The organism is Moraxella bovis (genome assembly GCF_025985205.1).
GTDB lineage: Bacteria > Pseudomonadota > Gammaproteobacteria > Pseudomonadales > Moraxellaceae > Moraxella > Moraxella bovis.
In genome coordinates this window covers 770,236-785,920 of record NZ_CP087840.1, presented here as the reverse complement: position 1 = coordinate 785,920, position 15,685 = coordinate 770,236, and the positions used below count along the sequence as shown (strand labels likewise).

Annotated in this window: 15 protein-coding genes and 5 tRNA genes; 17 read left to right on the top strand and 3 right to left on the bottom strand. The window is 44.7% G+C overall.

From position 1 onward, the window contains the following. Nucleotides 1-205: 205 nt before the first annotated feature. The 5 genes from LP107_RS03975 (at nt 206) to LP107_RS03955 (ending at nt 6,261) form a co-directional block, all read left to right on the top strand. On the top strand, nt 206-1,429 hold the full coding sequence (locus LP107_RS03975; RefSeq protein ID WP_264675928.1) for a type II secretion system F family protein: 1,224 nt from the start codon (nt 206-208) through the stop codon (nt 1,427-1,429). Further along, nucleotides 1,429-2,334, top strand: a complete 906-nt coding sequence (locus LP107_RS03970; protein WP_112742507.1) for a prepilin peptidase — start codon at nt 1,429-1,431, stop codon at nt 2,332-2,334. Before LP107_RS03975 ends, LP107_RS03970 begins: the two co-directional genes overlap by 1 nt. A gap of 47 nt (nt 2,335-2,381) precedes the next feature. Next, nucleotides 2,382-2,458 (top strand) — tRNA-Val (locus LP107_RS03965). 119 nt (nt 2,459-2,577) lie between these two features. Next, a complete protein-coding gene (gene glnD / locus LP107_RS03960; protein ID WP_264675929.1) occupies nt 2,578-5,355 on the top strand; it encodes a [protein-PII] uridylyltransferase in 2,778 nt (925 codons plus the stop codon). 57 nt (nt 5,356-5,412) lie between these two features. After that, complete coding sequence (locus tag LP107_RS03955) at nt 5,413-6,261, top strand: WG repeat-containing protein (RefSeq protein ID WP_078273701.1); 849 nt, start codon at nt 5,413-5,415, stop codon at nt 6,259-6,261. Nucleotides 6,262-6,335: 74 nt separating this feature from the next. Here LP107_RS03955 and LP107_RS03950 read toward each other — a convergent pair whose 3' ends face one another. After that, nucleotides 6,336-7,367, bottom strand: a complete 1,032-nt coding sequence (locus LP107_RS03950) for an Lnb N-terminal periplasmic domain-containing protein (RefSeq protein WP_078273702.1) — start codon at nt 7,365-7,367, stop codon at nt 6,336-6,338. 142 nt (nt 7,368-7,509) lie between these two features. Between LP107_RS03950 and LP107_RS03945 the strand changes: the two genes are divergently transcribed. The 6 genes from LP107_RS03945 to LP107_RS03920 all read left to right on the top strand — a co-directional run bounded on the left by LP107_RS03945 (nt 7,510) and on the right by LP107_RS03920 (nt 9,976). Then, a complete protein-coding gene (locus LP107_RS03945; protein WP_078273703.1) occupies nt 7,510-7,815 on the top strand; it encodes a rhodanese-like domain-containing protein in 306 nt (101 codons plus the stop codon). 133 nt (nt 7,816-7,948) lie between these two features. Then, nucleotides 7,949-8,025: transfer RNA gene (locus LP107_RS03940), tRNA-Pro, on the top strand. A 43-nt stretch (nt 8,026-8,068) separates the two neighbouring features. Then, a tRNA-Arg gene (locus tag LP107_RS03935) sits at nt 8,069-8,145 on the top strand. A gap of 33 nt (nt 8,146-8,178) precedes the next feature. Further along, nucleotides 8,179-8,254: transfer RNA gene (locus LP107_RS03930), tRNA-His, on the top strand. Between the two features lie 187 nt (nt 8,255-8,441). Further along, nucleotides 8,442-9,116 (top strand): tyrosine-type recombinase/integrase, encoded by a 675-nt coding sequence (locus LP107_RS03925; protein WP_264676339.1) that lies wholly within the window; start codon nt 8,442-8,444, stop codon nt 9,114-9,116. Then, nucleotides 9,110-9,976: a DUF3987 domain-containing protein gene (locus tag LP107_RS03920; RefSeq protein ID WP_264676340.1), complete on the top strand. Its 867-nt coding sequence runs from the start codon at nt 9,110-9,112 to the stop codon at nt 9,974-9,976. The genes LP107_RS03925 and LP107_RS03920 overlap by 7 nt, the downstream gene beginning before the upstream one ends. A gap of 868 nt (nt 9,977-10,844) precedes the next feature. On the opposite strand, the gene LP107_RS03915 is transcribed toward LP107_RS03920, so the two are convergent. Together LP107_RS03915 and LP107_RS03910 are read right to left on the bottom strand one after the other, a co-directional pair. Then, a complete protein-coding gene (locus tag LP107_RS03915) occupies nt 10,845-11,009 on the bottom strand; it encodes a hypothetical protein (RefSeq protein WP_158079618.1) in 165 nt (54 codons plus the stop codon). Beyond that, the gene (locus LP107_RS03910; RefSeq protein ID WP_078273716.1) at nt 10,979-11,527 is read right to left on the bottom strand and encodes a hypothetical protein; all 549 of its coding nucleotides are present in this window, start codon (nt 11,525-11,527) and stop codon (nt 10,979-10,981) included. The genes LP107_RS03915 and LP107_RS03910 overlap by 31 nt, the downstream gene beginning before the upstream one ends. A 171-nt stretch (nt 11,528-11,698) precedes the next feature. Between LP107_RS03910 and LP107_RS03905 the strand changes: the two genes are divergently transcribed. From LP107_RS03905 to LP107_RS03880, 6 genes are all read left to right on the top strand, one after another. Then, a complete protein-coding gene (locus LP107_RS03905; RefSeq protein WP_029103381.1) occupies nt 11,699-12,151 on the top strand; it encodes a universal stress protein in 453 nt (150 codons plus the stop codon). Between the two features lie 218 nt (nt 12,152-12,369). After that, nucleotides 12,370-13,437 carry a dihydroorotase gene (pyrC, locus tag LP107_RS03900; RefSeq protein ID WP_078273717.1) on the top strand — a complete coding sequence of 356 codons (1,068 nt, stop codon included), beginning with the start codon at nt 12,370-12,372 and terminating at the stop codon, nt 13,435-13,437. Next, nucleotides 13,434-14,069: a ribonuclease T gene (rnt, locus tag LP107_RS03895; RefSeq protein ID WP_078273718.1), complete on the top strand. Its 636-nt coding sequence runs from the start codon at nt 13,434-13,436 to the stop codon at nt 14,067-14,069. Before pyrC ends, rnt begins: the two co-directional genes overlap by 4 nt. A 60-nt stretch (nt 14,070-14,129) precedes the next feature. Further along, nucleotides 14,130-14,618 (top strand): YajQ family cyclic di-GMP-binding protein, encoded by a 489-nt coding sequence (locus LP107_RS03890; protein ID WP_078273719.1) that lies wholly within the window; start codon nt 14,130-14,132, stop codon nt 14,616-14,618. 184 nt (nt 14,619-14,802) lie between these two features. Then, a tRNA-Glu gene (locus LP107_RS03885) sits at nt 14,803-14,878 on the top strand. Nucleotides 14,879-15,035: 157 nt separating this feature from the next. Beyond that, nucleotides 15,036-15,671 (top strand): DUF2062 domain-containing protein, encoded by a 636-nt coding sequence (locus tag LP107_RS03880; protein ID WP_078275365.1) that lies wholly within the window; start codon nt 15,036-15,038, stop codon nt 15,669-15,671. Nucleotides 15,672-15,685: the final 14 nt, after the last annotated feature.

Sequence of the window (15,685 nt, the reverse complement as noted above, 5' to 3'; positions counted from 1 at the left end):
GTTTATTTTTTTATGGCATAAACGGCGGTTTATACCCTACCGAAAACCACGAATGTTGTGCAAGTTTTGTGATACATTATTTACAATTTGATGACTTTTGGTGTAAAATGTCATCAGCATTACCCTATTTGGGGTTCATTTAAAAATACAATACGGCACATAACCTGCAACATCGCCAGCATTGGCAAAGCACGAAGAGACACACATGGCAAAAGTAGCAACTGAACAGTTAATTGATTTTAAATACTCGGGCACCAACCGACGTGGACAAAACGTCAAGGGTGAGATGACCTCTAAGAGCATTGAACTTGCTCGTGCCCAACTACGCAAGCAGGGCATCATCGTTCAAGACATCCGCCAAAAGCCCAAACCGTTATTTAGCATGAAGAAGTCAATTAAAGCCATTGATATTGCCATTTTTGTGCGTCAGCTTGCCACGATGATGAAAGCCGGTGTACCACTAACACAGTCCTTTGAGATTGTCGCCGATTCACTTGACAATCCTAGCATGAAAGACTTAGTATTAAAAGTTAAAGCTGACATTGAATCAGGGAGCAACTTTGCTACCGCCTTACGTAAGCACCCCAAATACTTTGATGACCTCTTTTGTTCATTAGTCGAGTCAGGTGAGCAGTCAGGTGCGTTAGAGACCATGCTTGAACGTGTCGCCACCTATAAAGAGAAAAGCGAGCTGTTAAAAGCAAAAATTAAAAAAGCGATGAAATATCCAATTGCAGTCATTGTAGTTGCCATCATTGTTACTGCCATTTTGCTTATTAAGGTTGTCCCTGTTTTTGCTGAAATGTTTGAAGGTTTTGGAGCTGAACTGCCAGCATTCACTCAAATGGTAGTCAATATGTCAAACTGGATGGCAAAATACTATTTGGTTTTTTTTGGTGCATTGGCAATTATTATTATCGCATTTAGCCAAGCAAAACTACACTCTAAAAAGTTTCGTGACTTTTTGGATAAACTGACCTTGAAGTTACCCATATTTGGTGACATTGCTTATAAAGCCATCATTGCTCGTTTTTGTCGCACTTTATCGACAACTTTTGCTGCCGGTGTACCTTTGATTGATGCTCTAGACTCTACCGCAGGGGCAACCAATAACGTGGTCTTCTATAATGCCACTCATCAAATAAAAGAAGATGTCGCCACTGGTCAGCAAATGCAGTTTGCCATCCGTAGCACCAATCTCTTTCCTAGCATGGTGGTACAGATGGTCGGTATTGGTGAAGAAGCTGGTAGTCTAGAAGAGATGCTTGATAAATCCGCTACTTTTTATGAAAATGAAGTGGACAATGCTGTTGATGGCTTAACCAGTTTGATGGAACCCATGATTATGGCATTTTTAGGCGTGGTTATTGGTGGTTTAGTCATCGCCATGTATCTACCAATCTTCATGATGGGCGATGTTATCGGATGATGAATTGCTTTACCTTTTTATCAGACGATTTATGGTTGGCACTTGCCCTAGCTGGACTGCTGGGGCTTTGTGTTGGTTCATTCTTAAATGTGGTGATTCACCGTACGCCACTTATTATGAATCGTGAATGGCGTAAAGATACGGCATGGTTTTTAGGCACTCAATCCGACCTTAACCCCAAGCATGTCAACCCCATTCAAGATGTTATCGCCAATGACATACCCATTAGCCTATCCTTTCCGCCCTCTCGTTGTCCCAAATGCAACCACCAAATCCGTGCTTATGAAAACATTCCTGTATTAAGCTGGCTCATTCTATTGCGTGGTAAATGCTCTGGCTGTGGTAATCCCATTAGCATGCGTTATCCATCGGTGGAACTCATTACCGCCTTACTGTCCGTTTTGGTGATTTATACACTTGGGGCAAATATCGCAGGTGCATTGGGACTTATCTACTTGTGGATACTTATTACTTTAACTGGCATTGATTTTGATACTCAGCTACTGCCCGACCGTTTGGTGTTTCCGCTAGGCATGATAGGTCTTATGGCAAACACCCAAAATATCTTTACTTCGCTTGGCTCTGCGGTATGGGGCGGGCTGCTTGGTTTTTTATCCTTTTGGTCGGTTGCCAAACTCTATGCACTCATCACCAAAAAAGACGGCATGGGGGCAGGTGATTTTAAACTCTTAGGGGCGATTGGAGCGTGGCTTGGCGTGAGCATGTTACCCTTTTTGATTCTTGTATCTGCTGTGTTGGGCTCTATCGTGGGCGTGGTGTTGATGAGACTGCGTGGCGAAAGCCGTGCCTTTGCCTTTGGTCCTTATATCGCCATTGCAGGTATCATCGCCCTATTATGGGGCAACGACATCATGAGTTGGTATTTAAATATGTACAAAGTGTAAAAAGTGCTTGCCATTTAAAATTTATCTGTTATAATAGCACCACTTTTAGGCGTATAGCTCAGTTGGTTAGAGCACCACCTTGACATGGTGGGGGTCGATGGTTCGAGTCCGTTTACGCCTACCATATCCAGGCCCCTTGAAATGCCTATATTTCAAGGGGTTTTTGCTTGTTTTGACAAAATTGCTTACAAAAATAAAGATAAATTTACAACAAATTTGACAAATATTTAGCCACTGATTGCCATGACCCAAGCCAGCTTACCCCCCTTGCCCCCCTACACCCCTACCGCTTATAAGGCTTATCTAAATGAGCTAAATGCCGATATTGATAGGCAGATTTGTGAGCAGGGCATACACGCCACACAGACGATAGACAGCCACATCGCTAGGCGAACGCAGGCGGTAGATAGCATGCTTGTGAGCATATTTGAAGCATTATTTGGGACAGACAGCAAGCTTGGGTTATTTGCCATTGGTGGGTATGGGCGGAGCGAGCTGTTCCCAGCATCAGATGTGGATATTTTGATACTAGGCGACGACACGGACAGCCATCAAGCCCATATAGAAGCATTCGTGGCAAGCCTGTGGGACATCGGCATAGAGCCTGCCATCTCGGTGCGGACAGTGAGCGACACAATGACTGCCGTCACCGAGCATACCGTGGCAACCGCTCTCTTAGAAGCCCGTTTTTTGGTCGGTAATGACACACTGACCGACGTACCAACCCTTGCCGTCAAAGGGGCGTGGACTGCCAAAGCCTTTTTTGGTGCCAAGATGAGCGAATCCAAAGCCCGCTATCTTGCCCATAACGCCACCGAATACAACTTAGAGCCGAACATCAAGACCGCCCCTGGTACACTAAGAGATTTGCACATTATTTTGTGGCTTGGTAAGTTTTATTTTGACGGGGTGCGGGATTTTCATGATTTGGTTGAAGTGGGATTTTTAAGCCCTGAGAAATACGCCACCTTAGAGTCTGCCAAACGCTTTTTATGGTGCCTACGTCATCATCTACACACCCATGTCGCACGCCATGACGACCGCCTGCTCTTTGACCGTCAGCGTGTCATCGCTGTTAGCATGGGATTAGCACATGCCGATGATGACAACCGCCAAATCACGCACGCCTTAGAGCGACTCATGCGAACCTACTATCGCCATGCGATGACCACCGCCAGCCTCTCCGAGCTTTTGTGCGCGTATTTTAATGAAAACTATCTAAACCCTGAGTTTATCACCACGCCCATTGATGAGTATTTTTATGCCATCACCGAACAGGCAACCCCCATTGACTCATCCCTACACCAAGACGGACTGGCAAAGGACGTATTCATCAAGCAAGGCAAACTACCAAGCCACGACCCCAAGATTGCCGTGCATGACCTACACGCCTTTGACAAGAATCCCGCCCTACTACTTCGTATCTTTTTGGTCATGGGACAACAAGGCATTAAAAAAATCAGTGCCAACACCCTGCGTGCCATCCACCTTGCCACGCCACTCATTGATGATGACTACCGCCAGCACCCTGCCCATCAAGCCCTATTTTTGGCAAACCTACAAGAACCCAACTACCTATTTCATCGCCTACGCCTGATGAAACGCTTTGGCGTGCTAGGCTCATACCTGCCTGCCTTCGGTCAAATCATGGGGCTTATGCAGTATGATTTGTTTCACCGCTACACCGTGGACGCTCATACCCTGCTACTCATTCGCATTTTGCACCGCTTGACGGATGTGGATAATGAGATTTATCAGCAAAAATTTGACCTAGTCAGTCAGATTTATAAACAAATCCACCGCAAAGACATACTGGTCATCGTCGCCTTATTTCATGACATCGCCAAAGGACGTGGGGGCGACCACAGCGAACTCGGGGCGATTAATGTGTATGAATTTTGTACATCGCACGGCATGACCGAGAGCGACAGTCAGTTTGCGTCATGGCTGGTGCGTGAACATCTGACCATGTCGCTCACCGCCCAAAAGCAGGATATCTCCGACCCTGATGTCATTGCTCGCTTTGCCCATTTTGTCGGCAGTGTCAGCAGGCTAAACCACCTGTATGCACTGACCGTTGCCGACATGAACGCCACCAACAGCGAGCTGTGGAACTCATGGCGAGCCAGTCTGTTAAAACAGCTTTACATCAGCACCAGACGAGTGCTAAACCTTGGCATGGGCGTCGTGGACAAAGACGTCTATATCACCGGTCGCAAGAGCAAAGCCCAAGCCCTACTGACCGACATCGACCCTACCACCTTGCACGCCCTATGGGACGAGCTGGGTGATGAGTATTTTTTAAAACACAAAAAACTCGACATCGCATGGCAAAGCCGTGTCATCTTAGAACAAAAATCCGCCATCCAAGACGCTCGCCCCATCATCGCCATTCGCTCCCACACCGATTTGGCACTGGACGCCATTCAGCTATTTATCTGCACCCCCGACCGTGATGATTTGTTCGCCATCAGCGTGTGCGTGCTTGACCGCTTTGGCTTGTCAGTGCTGGATGCGACTATCGTCAGTGCCACCATCGATGGCGTGCCGTCTGCCCTAGACAGCTATGTACTCATTGACCGCTTTGCCAAACGAGATGAGCATGGCACGCTCATGAGTGATTTTCTGACCGCCAGTGACAGACGGGACGAGCTTGTGAGCGAGCTTAGCCAAGCACTCACAGGAGATGCTCCTAAGTGTCAGATAGCCGGTGCCAGTTTTGGTTTTAACTTGACTTTAAAACACTTTAACGTCCCCACGCAGGTACACATCGAGCGTGCCACCCCCTTTGCCCATCAAGATCATCACGCCCTATCACTCATCACCAAAGACCGTCCTGCCCTACTTGCCAAAATCGGGCAAGTTTTCTCAAAGCTCGGCGTGGCGGTACATGGGGCGAGAATCACCACCCTAGGCGAGCGTGCCGAGGACATCTTTTATCTGTCTGACAAAGACGGCAGTTTGCTTGATGATGATAAAATTGAGTCACTCAAAGTGGCTTTGATTGAAATTTTACAATAAGTCAAGTACAATAAATCCGTTTTTCCATTCATTGCTTTTTCTCATTTGGAATCATTCATGAACACTTCTTTTTTTACCCCGTCCATCTCTCGCCCAAAGCTTGCTCTATGCCTTGCCCTATCCGTTTTTGCCACGACAGCCGTCAACGCAGAAGACAACGTCGATTCGGACGATTACGCTCTCTTCGACTTATCAGAAGACATCGACGCCTGCGAAGATGACACCAAACTGCCGACAGGTTTTAGCTACAAAGAGTACACCAGCGACTGTCAGTATAACGAAAACATGACCGTCATCACCGATGGTACGGTGTATGGCTTTGCCAACAAAGATGGCAAGGTCATCATCCGCCCCACCTTTGAAGACGCTCACGACTTTGATGAAGGGCTTGCCTTGGTCAAACAGCAAGGCAAATACGGCTACATCAATCCCAAAGGCAACATCGTCATTCGCCCTACCTTTGAAGACGCATGGAGTTTTTGGGAAGGACGTGCCAAAATCACCCAAAACGGCAAATATGGCTTTATTGACAAAAAAGGCAACATCGTCATCAAACCGAGCTTTGATGAGACAGGCAACTGGTTTGAACAGGGCTTAGTGTCAGTCAAAATCAATGACAAATGGGGCTTTATGGACAAAAACGGTCAAACCAAAATCGCCCCCACCTATGACTATGTCGAAGATTTTAGCGAGCAATTAGCTCTGGTTGCCAAAGACACGGGCAAAACTGACAGTGATGGCGACCCCATTTGGCAATATGGCTACATCGACACCAAAGGCAAAATCGCCCTACCCATCAAATACGATTATGCCAGCAGTTTTACCGAAGGCTCTGCGATGGTCATTGCCGATGATGAGATTTATTTTATCAATAAAAAAGGCGAACGAGTCGAGCCTGAATTATAAGACTGTTTTTGTAAAAATGGGTAAGATAAACACTTGCCCATTTTCTTTTTGATTTGACAAATCGTTTTTTGTAATTAATGTGGCAACTCTTTTCTAATCAACGCCGAATATTCTTGCGATGAAATATTACCATGATTACCCAGATGAGCCACTTTGGGATTGGCAAAGGCACTCTTTTTCCAAACAGTCAACTCATGCTTATTATCAATCACTCCTTTATCATACAAATAATCCGCCAATCTGCCCGAAACGATAATGCGATAATCCATCGGCACATCATCAATCTGACTTGCCATTTTATAAATAACCGTGGTACAGTTACTAAATAACGAGTGATAAAATTTAGGCGTGTCATTTAAACGATGACCATAATCCAAATAAGTCAAAAACAGATTTTTTATTTTCTCTTTATCATATAAAATAGGATAAAGAGAAACCTGCTCATTTCTGATATTGGTGCGGGTATAAATCAAATCCCGCTCATCGCCTGCAATGATGGACAAATCATACATTCTAAAAAATCCGCCAATCGTTGAAAATTCCTCGCCAATCTCTTTTCTTGTCTCCACCGAAAAAACAAGCCTGTCGGTATTACCTGCCCCATCATCAAAGCCAAACGACACCATAATATGGGCAATATTGTCATTACCCCATGTCGTGCTAATCATATCAAGGCTTGATAGGTGATTTAGGTCATAAGTGCGAGTATCCCAAAGCTCGGTATAAGTGTCGCCATGCCAATCAAAATCACGCACGTTATTTATGGTAATGATGTTATTATTTTGAGTATAAGTAAATTGATGACGAAATTCATCTTGCCACACTCTGTGATTGCTAGGCTTCATGCTAAAAAACCAAGCAAACACAATACCAACAACCAATCCAAAAATGCGTATAGAATAATAACTTAATTTATCAACAATAAACTGATTGGCAAATTTTTCAATATAACCATCAGGTAAAATTGCAATGATGGATAATAATAAAATAAAGCCAATGATAATATACGTTAATTTGCCCAAAGGCATATGCACCCACAATGCCAAACACGTCCATATCGCCAACAAAATAATCATAAAAGCATATAACATAAAAAGTTTGGTCATGGTTTGTCCTTAACATTTTTTATAAAATGGCTGTGGCAAATAGTAAAATTAAGCGGTGTTATTGAGATGATAATAAAAACGAGATGTTGCTATCATACCCCAAATTTGCTAAACTTGCATTTATTTTATTTGGAAAATTATCATGATAAAAACCCAAGCCATCGCTGATTTCACCCCTGATGAAAAATTGACCATTTGGGACGTACGAGATACTGACAGTTATCAGACAGGGCATATCGCCCATGCCATCAATATACCGATTGAGCATATCAATGCCGAGACACTCGCCCAGACCACAGGCGACATTTATGTGTTGTGTGGCGGTGGCACCAAGGCAGGGCGTGCGTGTGAGCTATTAGAGAGCCTTGACCCGAGCCGTACCTATATCCATCTGACAGGTGGCACTCGTGGGGCGAAAGCATTAGGCTGGACACTCATTGAAAATTGATTTATTAAAAAATATTCAAAATCAATATCTTACAAAAATTTTTAAAATTTTTTAAAATAAATGATTGACACCGCCCAAAATTACGCTATAATACGCACCACTAACAGCGATGACACATCGCAAATTGGTAAATCGGGGCGTAGCGCAGCTTGGTAGCGCATCTGCTTTGGGAGCAGAGGGTCGGGGGTTCAAATCCCTCCGCCCCGACCATTTAAAGCCTGTTTGGGCTTTTTTTGTTAGTATCGTAAGTTGAGCGCCTGTAGCTCAGTTGGATAGAGCATCCGCCTTCTAAGCGGGTGGTCGCAGGTTCGAATCCTGCCAGGCGCGCCATTTGCCTGATTATGAATGGCACATCTCATTATGGTGGGTATAGCTCAGTTGGTAGAGCCCCGGATTGTGATTCCGGTTGTCGTGGGTTCAAGTCCCATTACTCACCCCATATTATTGTCCGATAGGGTTCTATGAAGTCATAGAACCCTATTATTTTTCTAGCTTTAAACAATTTTATCGTTCGTATCAGTTCGTTAAAATCCATTGCAATCCGCTTATTTTGTTGGTATTACAGTTCATTTTCCTATAATACCAACAATTTCACTCCAAAGGCTTGTAGATTATGGTTTTAACCGATACCGCTATTAAAAAAATTAAAACCTAGTGACAAATGCACTCCCACACGCCCAGACAAATACAGCGACATGGGCGGTTTGCAATTATGGGTAAGACATACGGGCGTAAAATCATGGGTGGTGGCTTATCGCTATCATGGCAAACAGCAAAATATCAGTATTGGGCTGTACCCATTTGTAAGCCTAGCAGATGCAAGAAGTGAGCTTGCCAAAATCAAAACCGACCTATCACAAGGCATCAACCCCAAAGACGAACGCCAAAAATCCAAACAACAACAAAAATTAGACTTCCATCACTTTGCTAGTTTATGGCTAGACTACCAGCAAGCACGAATAACGCCCCAAACCTACAAAAGGGACGCTAACGCCTATCACAACCACATCAAGCCCATTTTGGGCAATATGGACATTTACCAAATCAAATTATCCGACATTTTGGCGGTGCATGACCGTTTAGCCATCGCAGGTAAGGCAAACATGGCACATAAGGCGGTGAGCTGGATAAGTGCCATCTTTGAATACACCATCATCAAAGGGTTAGCCCCCAACCTATTAAACCCCATTCCTCGTGGCATTCATAAATCACTCATTGAACACAAACAAACCAATTACCCACGCATGATGGCAACTACCAAAACGCCAGCTACACCGCAGACGAAGGGGCAAACCTGCTAGAAGGTGCAAGCCTAAAAGCCGAAACCGCAGGCTCAAGCATTGGGGCGATTTGTGATATTTATAGCAAGGGCATCGCCGAACGAGTAACGATAAACAACACAGGCAATCAAGTGGCTTATAATGTGCGTTTGACGCTGTTTTTAAGTGGGCAAGATGTGGCAATCAAGCCAGCACTAAACAACCCACGTTTGACCCAACAAGGGCTACTACCACGCTGTTTATTTGCTTTTCCGCCTGATAATCGTGGTAATCGCCAGCTTATCACGGATAATTTTATGATGGATGAGACATTACAACGGTACTGGAAAAGATGTCTAAAATTTTTGGAAACACCGCCCAAAGACGGCAAACGAAAACGCCTAGCATGGACAGCACCAGCCCTAAAAATCACGCAAGACTATTGGTGTGATGTAGAAAAAAGCCAGCAAAAAGGTGGTACAAACCACAACGCCAAAGCCTATGCCAGCCGTATGGTGGAGAATGCCACACGCTTAGGGGCTTTATTTGCATGGTTCAATGACAAGCACGGCATTGATACGAGCGACATTGAAGGAGCTATCAAAATCGTCAATTACTCCGCCAACGAGCGTAGACGCTATGACGACATTACCACCGACATCACCGATGCCGAAAAGCTATTACAATGGCTGATTAAAAAAGCCCACGCCACAGGCAAAGACAAGTTTTATTACTCTTACTTGCAAACCAATGCCCCCAAACATTTGACAGACAAAGAGACACTTAATAACGCCTTAGAGCTGTTGAGTGATAGCAACTACATTTATTTGGACACCGAGACCACCAACCGCAGACCCAAGCGAACCATAGAGCTAAACCCTGCACTACTTCCCAGCCAATAGTCACGCCACAAGGGGCAATCATCAAACGGTTGTCCCTTTGTCATATTGTTATCCCATCTACTTTCTAAGTTATTGCCCCGTCATCTAAGTTATTCTAAGTCTTTCTAAGTTATTGGCAGACACCTAGCCCCCTTGATATAAACATAAGTGATTGATTTATATTGTTTTTATTATTTTTGTGGATTGGTATGCGGTGGATATATGGTGGTAATGGCGTTAATTTGGTAATAACTTAGAATAACTTAGAAACACCCTACCAAATTTTAAACCCTTGTGGTGTAAGGCTTACAGGGTGATTTTTGAATAACTTAGATAATTTGGTAAGGTTTTGGGGTGGTGATTTTAAAAACAACAAGCCCACCAAGATAAAATAAGTACGCAACGCCCATTAAAAGAGCCATACCGTCCGCCATTTATTCAATAACCATTCATTATTAACCCAGCCACCACCCACCCCAACCAATCAGACCCCACCCCATCGGGGGCGGGTCAAAAGTTTAGGCAGGGACAGCCAACGGACACCACGCCCCATCTCATGTATAAAAAAATTTCTTTTTCTGAAAAAATGTCCGTTTTTCTCCATAGTAACAAAGTTACATAAAGTTACAATCCACCACCTAAAACACCGCCCCACCACCCCAAAAAATTGATTGAAAAATATACAAAATGGGGGTTACTTTTGATTTTGTTGGTATTATTGTTGGTATTGAAAACTTAATTAAAAAATAAATTATTTAAAATCAATAGTTTATAATCAATGTGCGAAGTTCATTACTAAAAAGGACGTGCTCAGCACGTTCCTACATCTACATATTATTAAATTTATGACAACTTTAAAAGCTCTTTGGTCGCACCTGTCTTTTACCACTTATCTTAAATGACTGACTTCATTCACCAAATCATCAAGCAGGGCATCAAAAATATCATCGCCTGACAGCTGTTCTAATGGTTTATGGGGCTTATGAGTGGATTTTGGCGGTACCTGCATTTGTGTCTGTTCTGTCAATGCTTGATTGGCTTGGTTGGTCTGCACGGCATATCCATCACGTCGCCATTTTTACTAGCCTTGCTATCCATAGCAGATTGTTGGACGGTGTTAGTGCTTACCTGTGGCTTCGCCCCCACCTCTTGCTGTATTTTTTGCTGTGGCGTTTGCCCTGCTATTGGCTCAGGCTGATTTTGCACGTCCTTGTCACTAACATCTCTGGCATCTTTGACATGCCAAAAGCTGTAACGATTGACCGTCCACCAAGCCAAAAACTTACTGGCGGTAATGCTGTGTAGCTCATCGGGCAGTTTTACTACGTTCAAGCCCAGCTCTTGCCAAGCGCGCTCATCCGTCTCACCCTGCTCGCACGATTCCTTTGCCACAAAAATCTCATCTAACAAGCCATCATACACCGTTCGCCTATCCCACGCTTTTTGGGTCAGGTTCATGCGTGTGAGCTGATAAAACACGCCATCATGCCAAATGACATAACTGCGGTGTTTAGGGTGAACAAAAATCACATCTATCACTCTGTTGGCAGTGCGACTGGTTGGGTTTTTCATAGCAGGAACATCAAAAAGGGCTTATTTCTATTTTATCAAATTTTTTCATCATTTTAGCAAAATTATCCCAAAATCTACCCAAAATATCCCTTGCATTCATGGGGGATTTTGCTATACTGTTATTTATCAACTAAGCGGTATCCTTTTCACACCTTTATTAAGGAGTTTGCCATGTATCAGCACGTGTTACTTGTTACCGACTTAAATGACGACACCGACATTGTCGCCAGTAAAGCCAAATGGATTCTGGATTCATCGCCATCTGCTCAGCTGTCTGTGTTACATGTGGTCGAAGAGACCATGCTCGGCTTCGGTTATGAGCTAATCCCTGCCTCCGCTCTGCACGAAGAGATAGATGATGAGCGTTGCCAAGTGGCTCGCACTCGTCTTGCCGAGGTGTTGGCACGCAACAACCTACACGCCCACAACGCTAAAATCAAAACCGCCATCTCAGGACGTAAAGGCATCGTGGATTACTGCAACACCCACGCCATTGACTTAGTCGTCATCGGTCGCCACAAGCGTACAGGGCTATCAGCATGGTTGGCAGGAGCAACCGCCGACAGCATTTTGCCCGATGTGGACGCTGATTTGCTTGTGGTACAGTTGGGTTCAATTGATTAAACTATATCAAAATATTTATCAATAAGGGTAAATTCAGGTTTGCCCTTATTTTTTGCCATTTTTAAAAATGCTTATTCATCCAAATTTTCTACAACCCCTTTAAAACACCCTTTCCCATTATCGCTTTTTTGGGTTTATTTTTCAGCTTTTTCCCATAAAACTTGACAAAATCCCCCCAACCCTTAAAATAGTAGTTTTACCACAACCAGCCAACCGCCATGACCAACACCCCCCAAACTCTCACCCTTATCCAGCCAGACGACTGGCACATTCATCTGCGTGATAATGACGCTCTTGCCACGACTGTACCGCACGCAGCCAAGAGTTTTAACCGTGTCATCTGTATGCCAAACCTAGTCCCGCCCGTCAAAACGACCGAACAAGCGACCCTCTACCGTGAGCGGATTTTGACCGCCCTTGACAAAGCCGATATTCCAAGCCAGCGTAAAAATGCGTTTGACCCACGCATGGTCTTATACTTGACCGACCACACCACCGCCGATGAGATTGCCCGTGCCAAAGCCTCAGGCATCGTACAAGCCGTCAAGCTCTATCCTGCGGGGGCGACCACCAATTCGTCAGACGGCGTTACCGACATTTTGGGGCGGTCGGACGTGTTTGAAAGTATGCAAAAACACGGCATTCCCCTGCTTGTTCACGGTGAAGTTACGCATCATGACGTGGATATTTTTGACCGTGAAAAGCGGTTTTTGGATGAGATTTTGTCTGTGATTATCCAAAATTTCCCCGAACTTCGCATCGTCATGGAGCATATCACTACAAGAGACGCTGCCGATTTTTGCCTTGCCCAAAAGGACAACGTGGGGGCAACCATCACGCCACAGCACCTATTATTCAACCGCAATCATATGCTGGTGGGCGGAGTCAAACCGCACTTTTATTGCCTACCAATCCTAAAACGTGCCAACCACCAACAACGCCTGCTAGAAGTCGCCACCTCTGGCAATCCCAAATTTTTCTTAGGCACGGACTCCGCCCCCCACGCCACCCACACCAAAGAGTCCGCTTGCGGTTGTGCAGGGTGCTACTCCGCCCCCCACGCCTTGCCCCTGTATGCCACCGCTTTTGAGAGCGTGGGAGCGTTGGATAAATTAGAAAATTTTGCAAGTCGCTTTGGGGCAAGATTCTACGGCTTGCCTGTCAATCAAAGCACCATTACTTTGGTCAAAAAAGAGCAAGTCATTCCCGACAATTACCCCTACCTTGACGACAAAAGCCTAACCCCACTTTTGGCGAGGCAACCCTTAGCGTGGTCAGTACAATGAGCGACAAAGAAAAATCCCCCCTTGCCAAACGCTTTCGGGGCTTTATGCCTGTCGTTGTGGACGTGGAGACGGCAGGATTTAACGCCCAAACGGACGCTTTGCTTGAAATCGCCTGTATTCCCATTTTGATGAATGATGACGGCAAACTCTATCAAGGCGAGGCGTTAAACGCCCACATTGAGCCGTTTGTCGGGGCAAATTTGGAACCATCCGCCCTAGAATTTACAGGCATCAACCCCGACAGCCCCTTTCGCAAGGCCATCGCCCAAGACGAAAAAAAGGCAATCCGCCAGATTTTTAAATCCCTAAAAGACACCAAAAACGCTCACGGCTGTCGCCAATGTATTTTGGTGGGGCATAATGCTCATTTTGATTTGGGTTTTTTAAATGCCGTCATCGCCCGCACCAATTCAAAAAATCAGTCGCCTTTTCATGCGTTTAGCGTGCTAGACACGGCAAGCCTGTCCGCCCTAGCCTACGGGCATACGGTGCTTGCCAAAACTTGCCTGATGGCGGGGATTGAGTTTGATAATAGCCACGCCCATTCGGCACTTTATGACACCCAAAAAACCGCCGAACTGTTTTGTCAGATTTTTAATGAAATGGGCATGCTTGACATTAAGGGCGAGTGAAATTTATTTAAAATCAAAACCTTACCAATTTAATATTTTTAACTTTAATAAGGAAAAACCATGCCGTCATTTGACATCGTTTCAGAATTAAACGTCCAAGAAGTGCGTAACGCCATCGGCAACACCGACAAAGAAATTGCCACACGTTTTGACTTTAAAGGTAGCGACATCACGGTAGAGCTAAACGACAAAGCCAAAACCGTAACCATCACCTGCGACAACGAACTGCAAGCCGACAACGTCTATGCCATTTTTGAAAAACAGCTCATCAAGCGTGGCGTGGATTTGCAAAGCCTAGACCCACAGGGCAAAGCCCAATCAGGCAAACACACCAAGCAAGTCATCAACCTAAAAGACGGATTAGACAGCGACACTGCCAAAAAAATCAGCAAGGCAATCAAAGAGAGCGATTTGAAAGTCTCGGCAAGCATTCAAGGCGATAAAATCCGTGTGTCCGACAAGAAAAAGGATAATTTGCAAGCGTGTATGGCATTTTTAAAAGAAAAATCGTTTGGCGTGCCACTGCAATTTAACAATTTTAAAGATTGATAATTTTAAAAATTTATTAAAATTCATTAAGTTATAAACTTTATTAAAATTTTTAAAAATCTTGCTTGACGGACAAAAATAATCTGCTATAATAGCCTCACTTTTGAGAGACACGGTGAAAGCGTTCAAAAGTTGGTAAAGCGATTATCGCTAAATTAGCAAGTAATCAGTTTTACGTTCTTGTGCTCCATTCGTCTAGAGGCCTAGGACACCGCCCTTTCACGGCGGTAACAGGGGTTCGAATCCCCTATGGAGTGCCAAATTCTAAATCCCCAAGTCATCACTTGGGGATTTTATTTTATCCAGTCATTCATTCAATGTTCACCAAAAACACCTTTTAAATTTGCAAAATTACAACAACATTGTCTCATAAATTTGCTATAATTTGCCATTTCCATTTATTCATCAACGCTCTTCATGCCAAAACAAAAGCTCAAAAACTGGCTCCCCACTCCCGAAAAATTGCGTGAAAACCGCATGATAAGCCTGTTCGCTCCGTTTTTGGCTGACCCACGTCTGTGGCAGTTAAACCGCAACGCCCTAACCCGAGCGGTGTATGTGGGCGTGCTGTGTGCCTTTTTCCCCCTACCTGGTCAGATGCCCCTTGCCCTGATTGGAGCGTTAATCTTTCGTGCCAACGTGCCGATGAGTGTCGCCTTGACATGGATTACCAACCCTTTGACGACCATTCCGATTTTTTGGTTGGCGTATTCGGTGGGGGCAATGCTATTGGGCGAGCCTGTCATTGGCATTCGGGGCATGGGGCTGATTGTGTCGGACTTGACACTATGGGTAACTGGCAACGGTGGCAATCCTTTTGAGATGTATTCGGTGTTTTCCTTTAAGGCGTTTGCGTGGGGACTGCTGGTGTGTGGCATGATTACCAGTGTCGTGCTGGGCATTGCCTTTCGCATATTTTGGCAGTATCGCATCGCCAATGATTGGCAAAAAAGACAAGGCTACAACGCAACCGCCCCCAAATTTCGCACCCAAAAAGGACATAAAGCCAGAGAACAAGCGAAAAATGTCGGCTCTGATGATTTTTCTATTTAAGCATTTTTAATCAA

Excerpts from the sequence above, each read along its gene's own strand:
- LP107_RS03975 (WP_264675928.1), top strand. The coding sequence starts at position 206 with ATGGCAAAAGTAGCAACTGAACAGTTAATTGATTTTAAATACTCGGGC.
- LP107_RS03970 (WP_112742507.1), top strand. The coding sequence starts at position 1,429 with ATGAATTGCTTTACCTTTTTATCAGACGATTTATGGTTGGCACTTGCC.
- glnD (WP_264675929.1), top strand. The coding sequence starts at position 2,578 with ATGACCCAAGCCAGCTTACCCCCCTTGCCCCCCTACACCCCTACCGCT.
- LP107_RS03955 (WP_078273701.1), top strand. The coding sequence starts at position 5,413 with ATGAACACTTCTTTTTTTACCCCGTCCATCTCTCGCCCAAAGCTTGCT.
- LP107_RS03950 (WP_078273702.1), bottom strand. The coding sequence starts at position 7,367 with ATGACCAAACTTTTTATGTTATATGCTTTTATGATTATTTTGTTGGCG.
- LP107_RS03945 (WP_078273703.1), top strand. The coding sequence starts at position 7,510 with ATGATAAAAACCCAAGCCATCGCTGATTTCACCCCTGATGAAAAATTG.
- LP107_RS03910 (WP_078273716.1), bottom strand. The coding sequence starts at position 11,527 with ATGAAAAACCCAACCAGTCGCACTGCCAACAGAGTGATAGATGTGATT.
- LP107_RS03905 (WP_029103381.1), top strand. The coding sequence starts at position 11,699 with ATGTATCAGCACGTGTTACTTGTTACCGACTTAAATGACGACACCGAC.
- pyrC (WP_078273717.1), top strand. The coding sequence starts at position 12,370 with ATGACCAACACCCCCCAAACTCTCACCCTTATCCAGCCAGACGACTGG.
- rnt (WP_078273718.1), top strand. The coding sequence starts at position 13,434 with ATGAGCGACAAAGAAAAATCCCCCCTTGCCAAACGCTTTCGGGGCTTT.
- LP107_RS03890 (WP_078273719.1), top strand. The coding sequence starts at position 14,130 with ATGCCGTCATTTGACATCGTTTCAGAATTAAACGTCCAAGAAGTGCGT.
- LP107_RS03880 (WP_078275365.1), top strand. The coding sequence starts at position 15,036 with ATGCCAAAACAAAAGCTCAAAAACTGGCTCCCCACTCCCGAAAAATTG.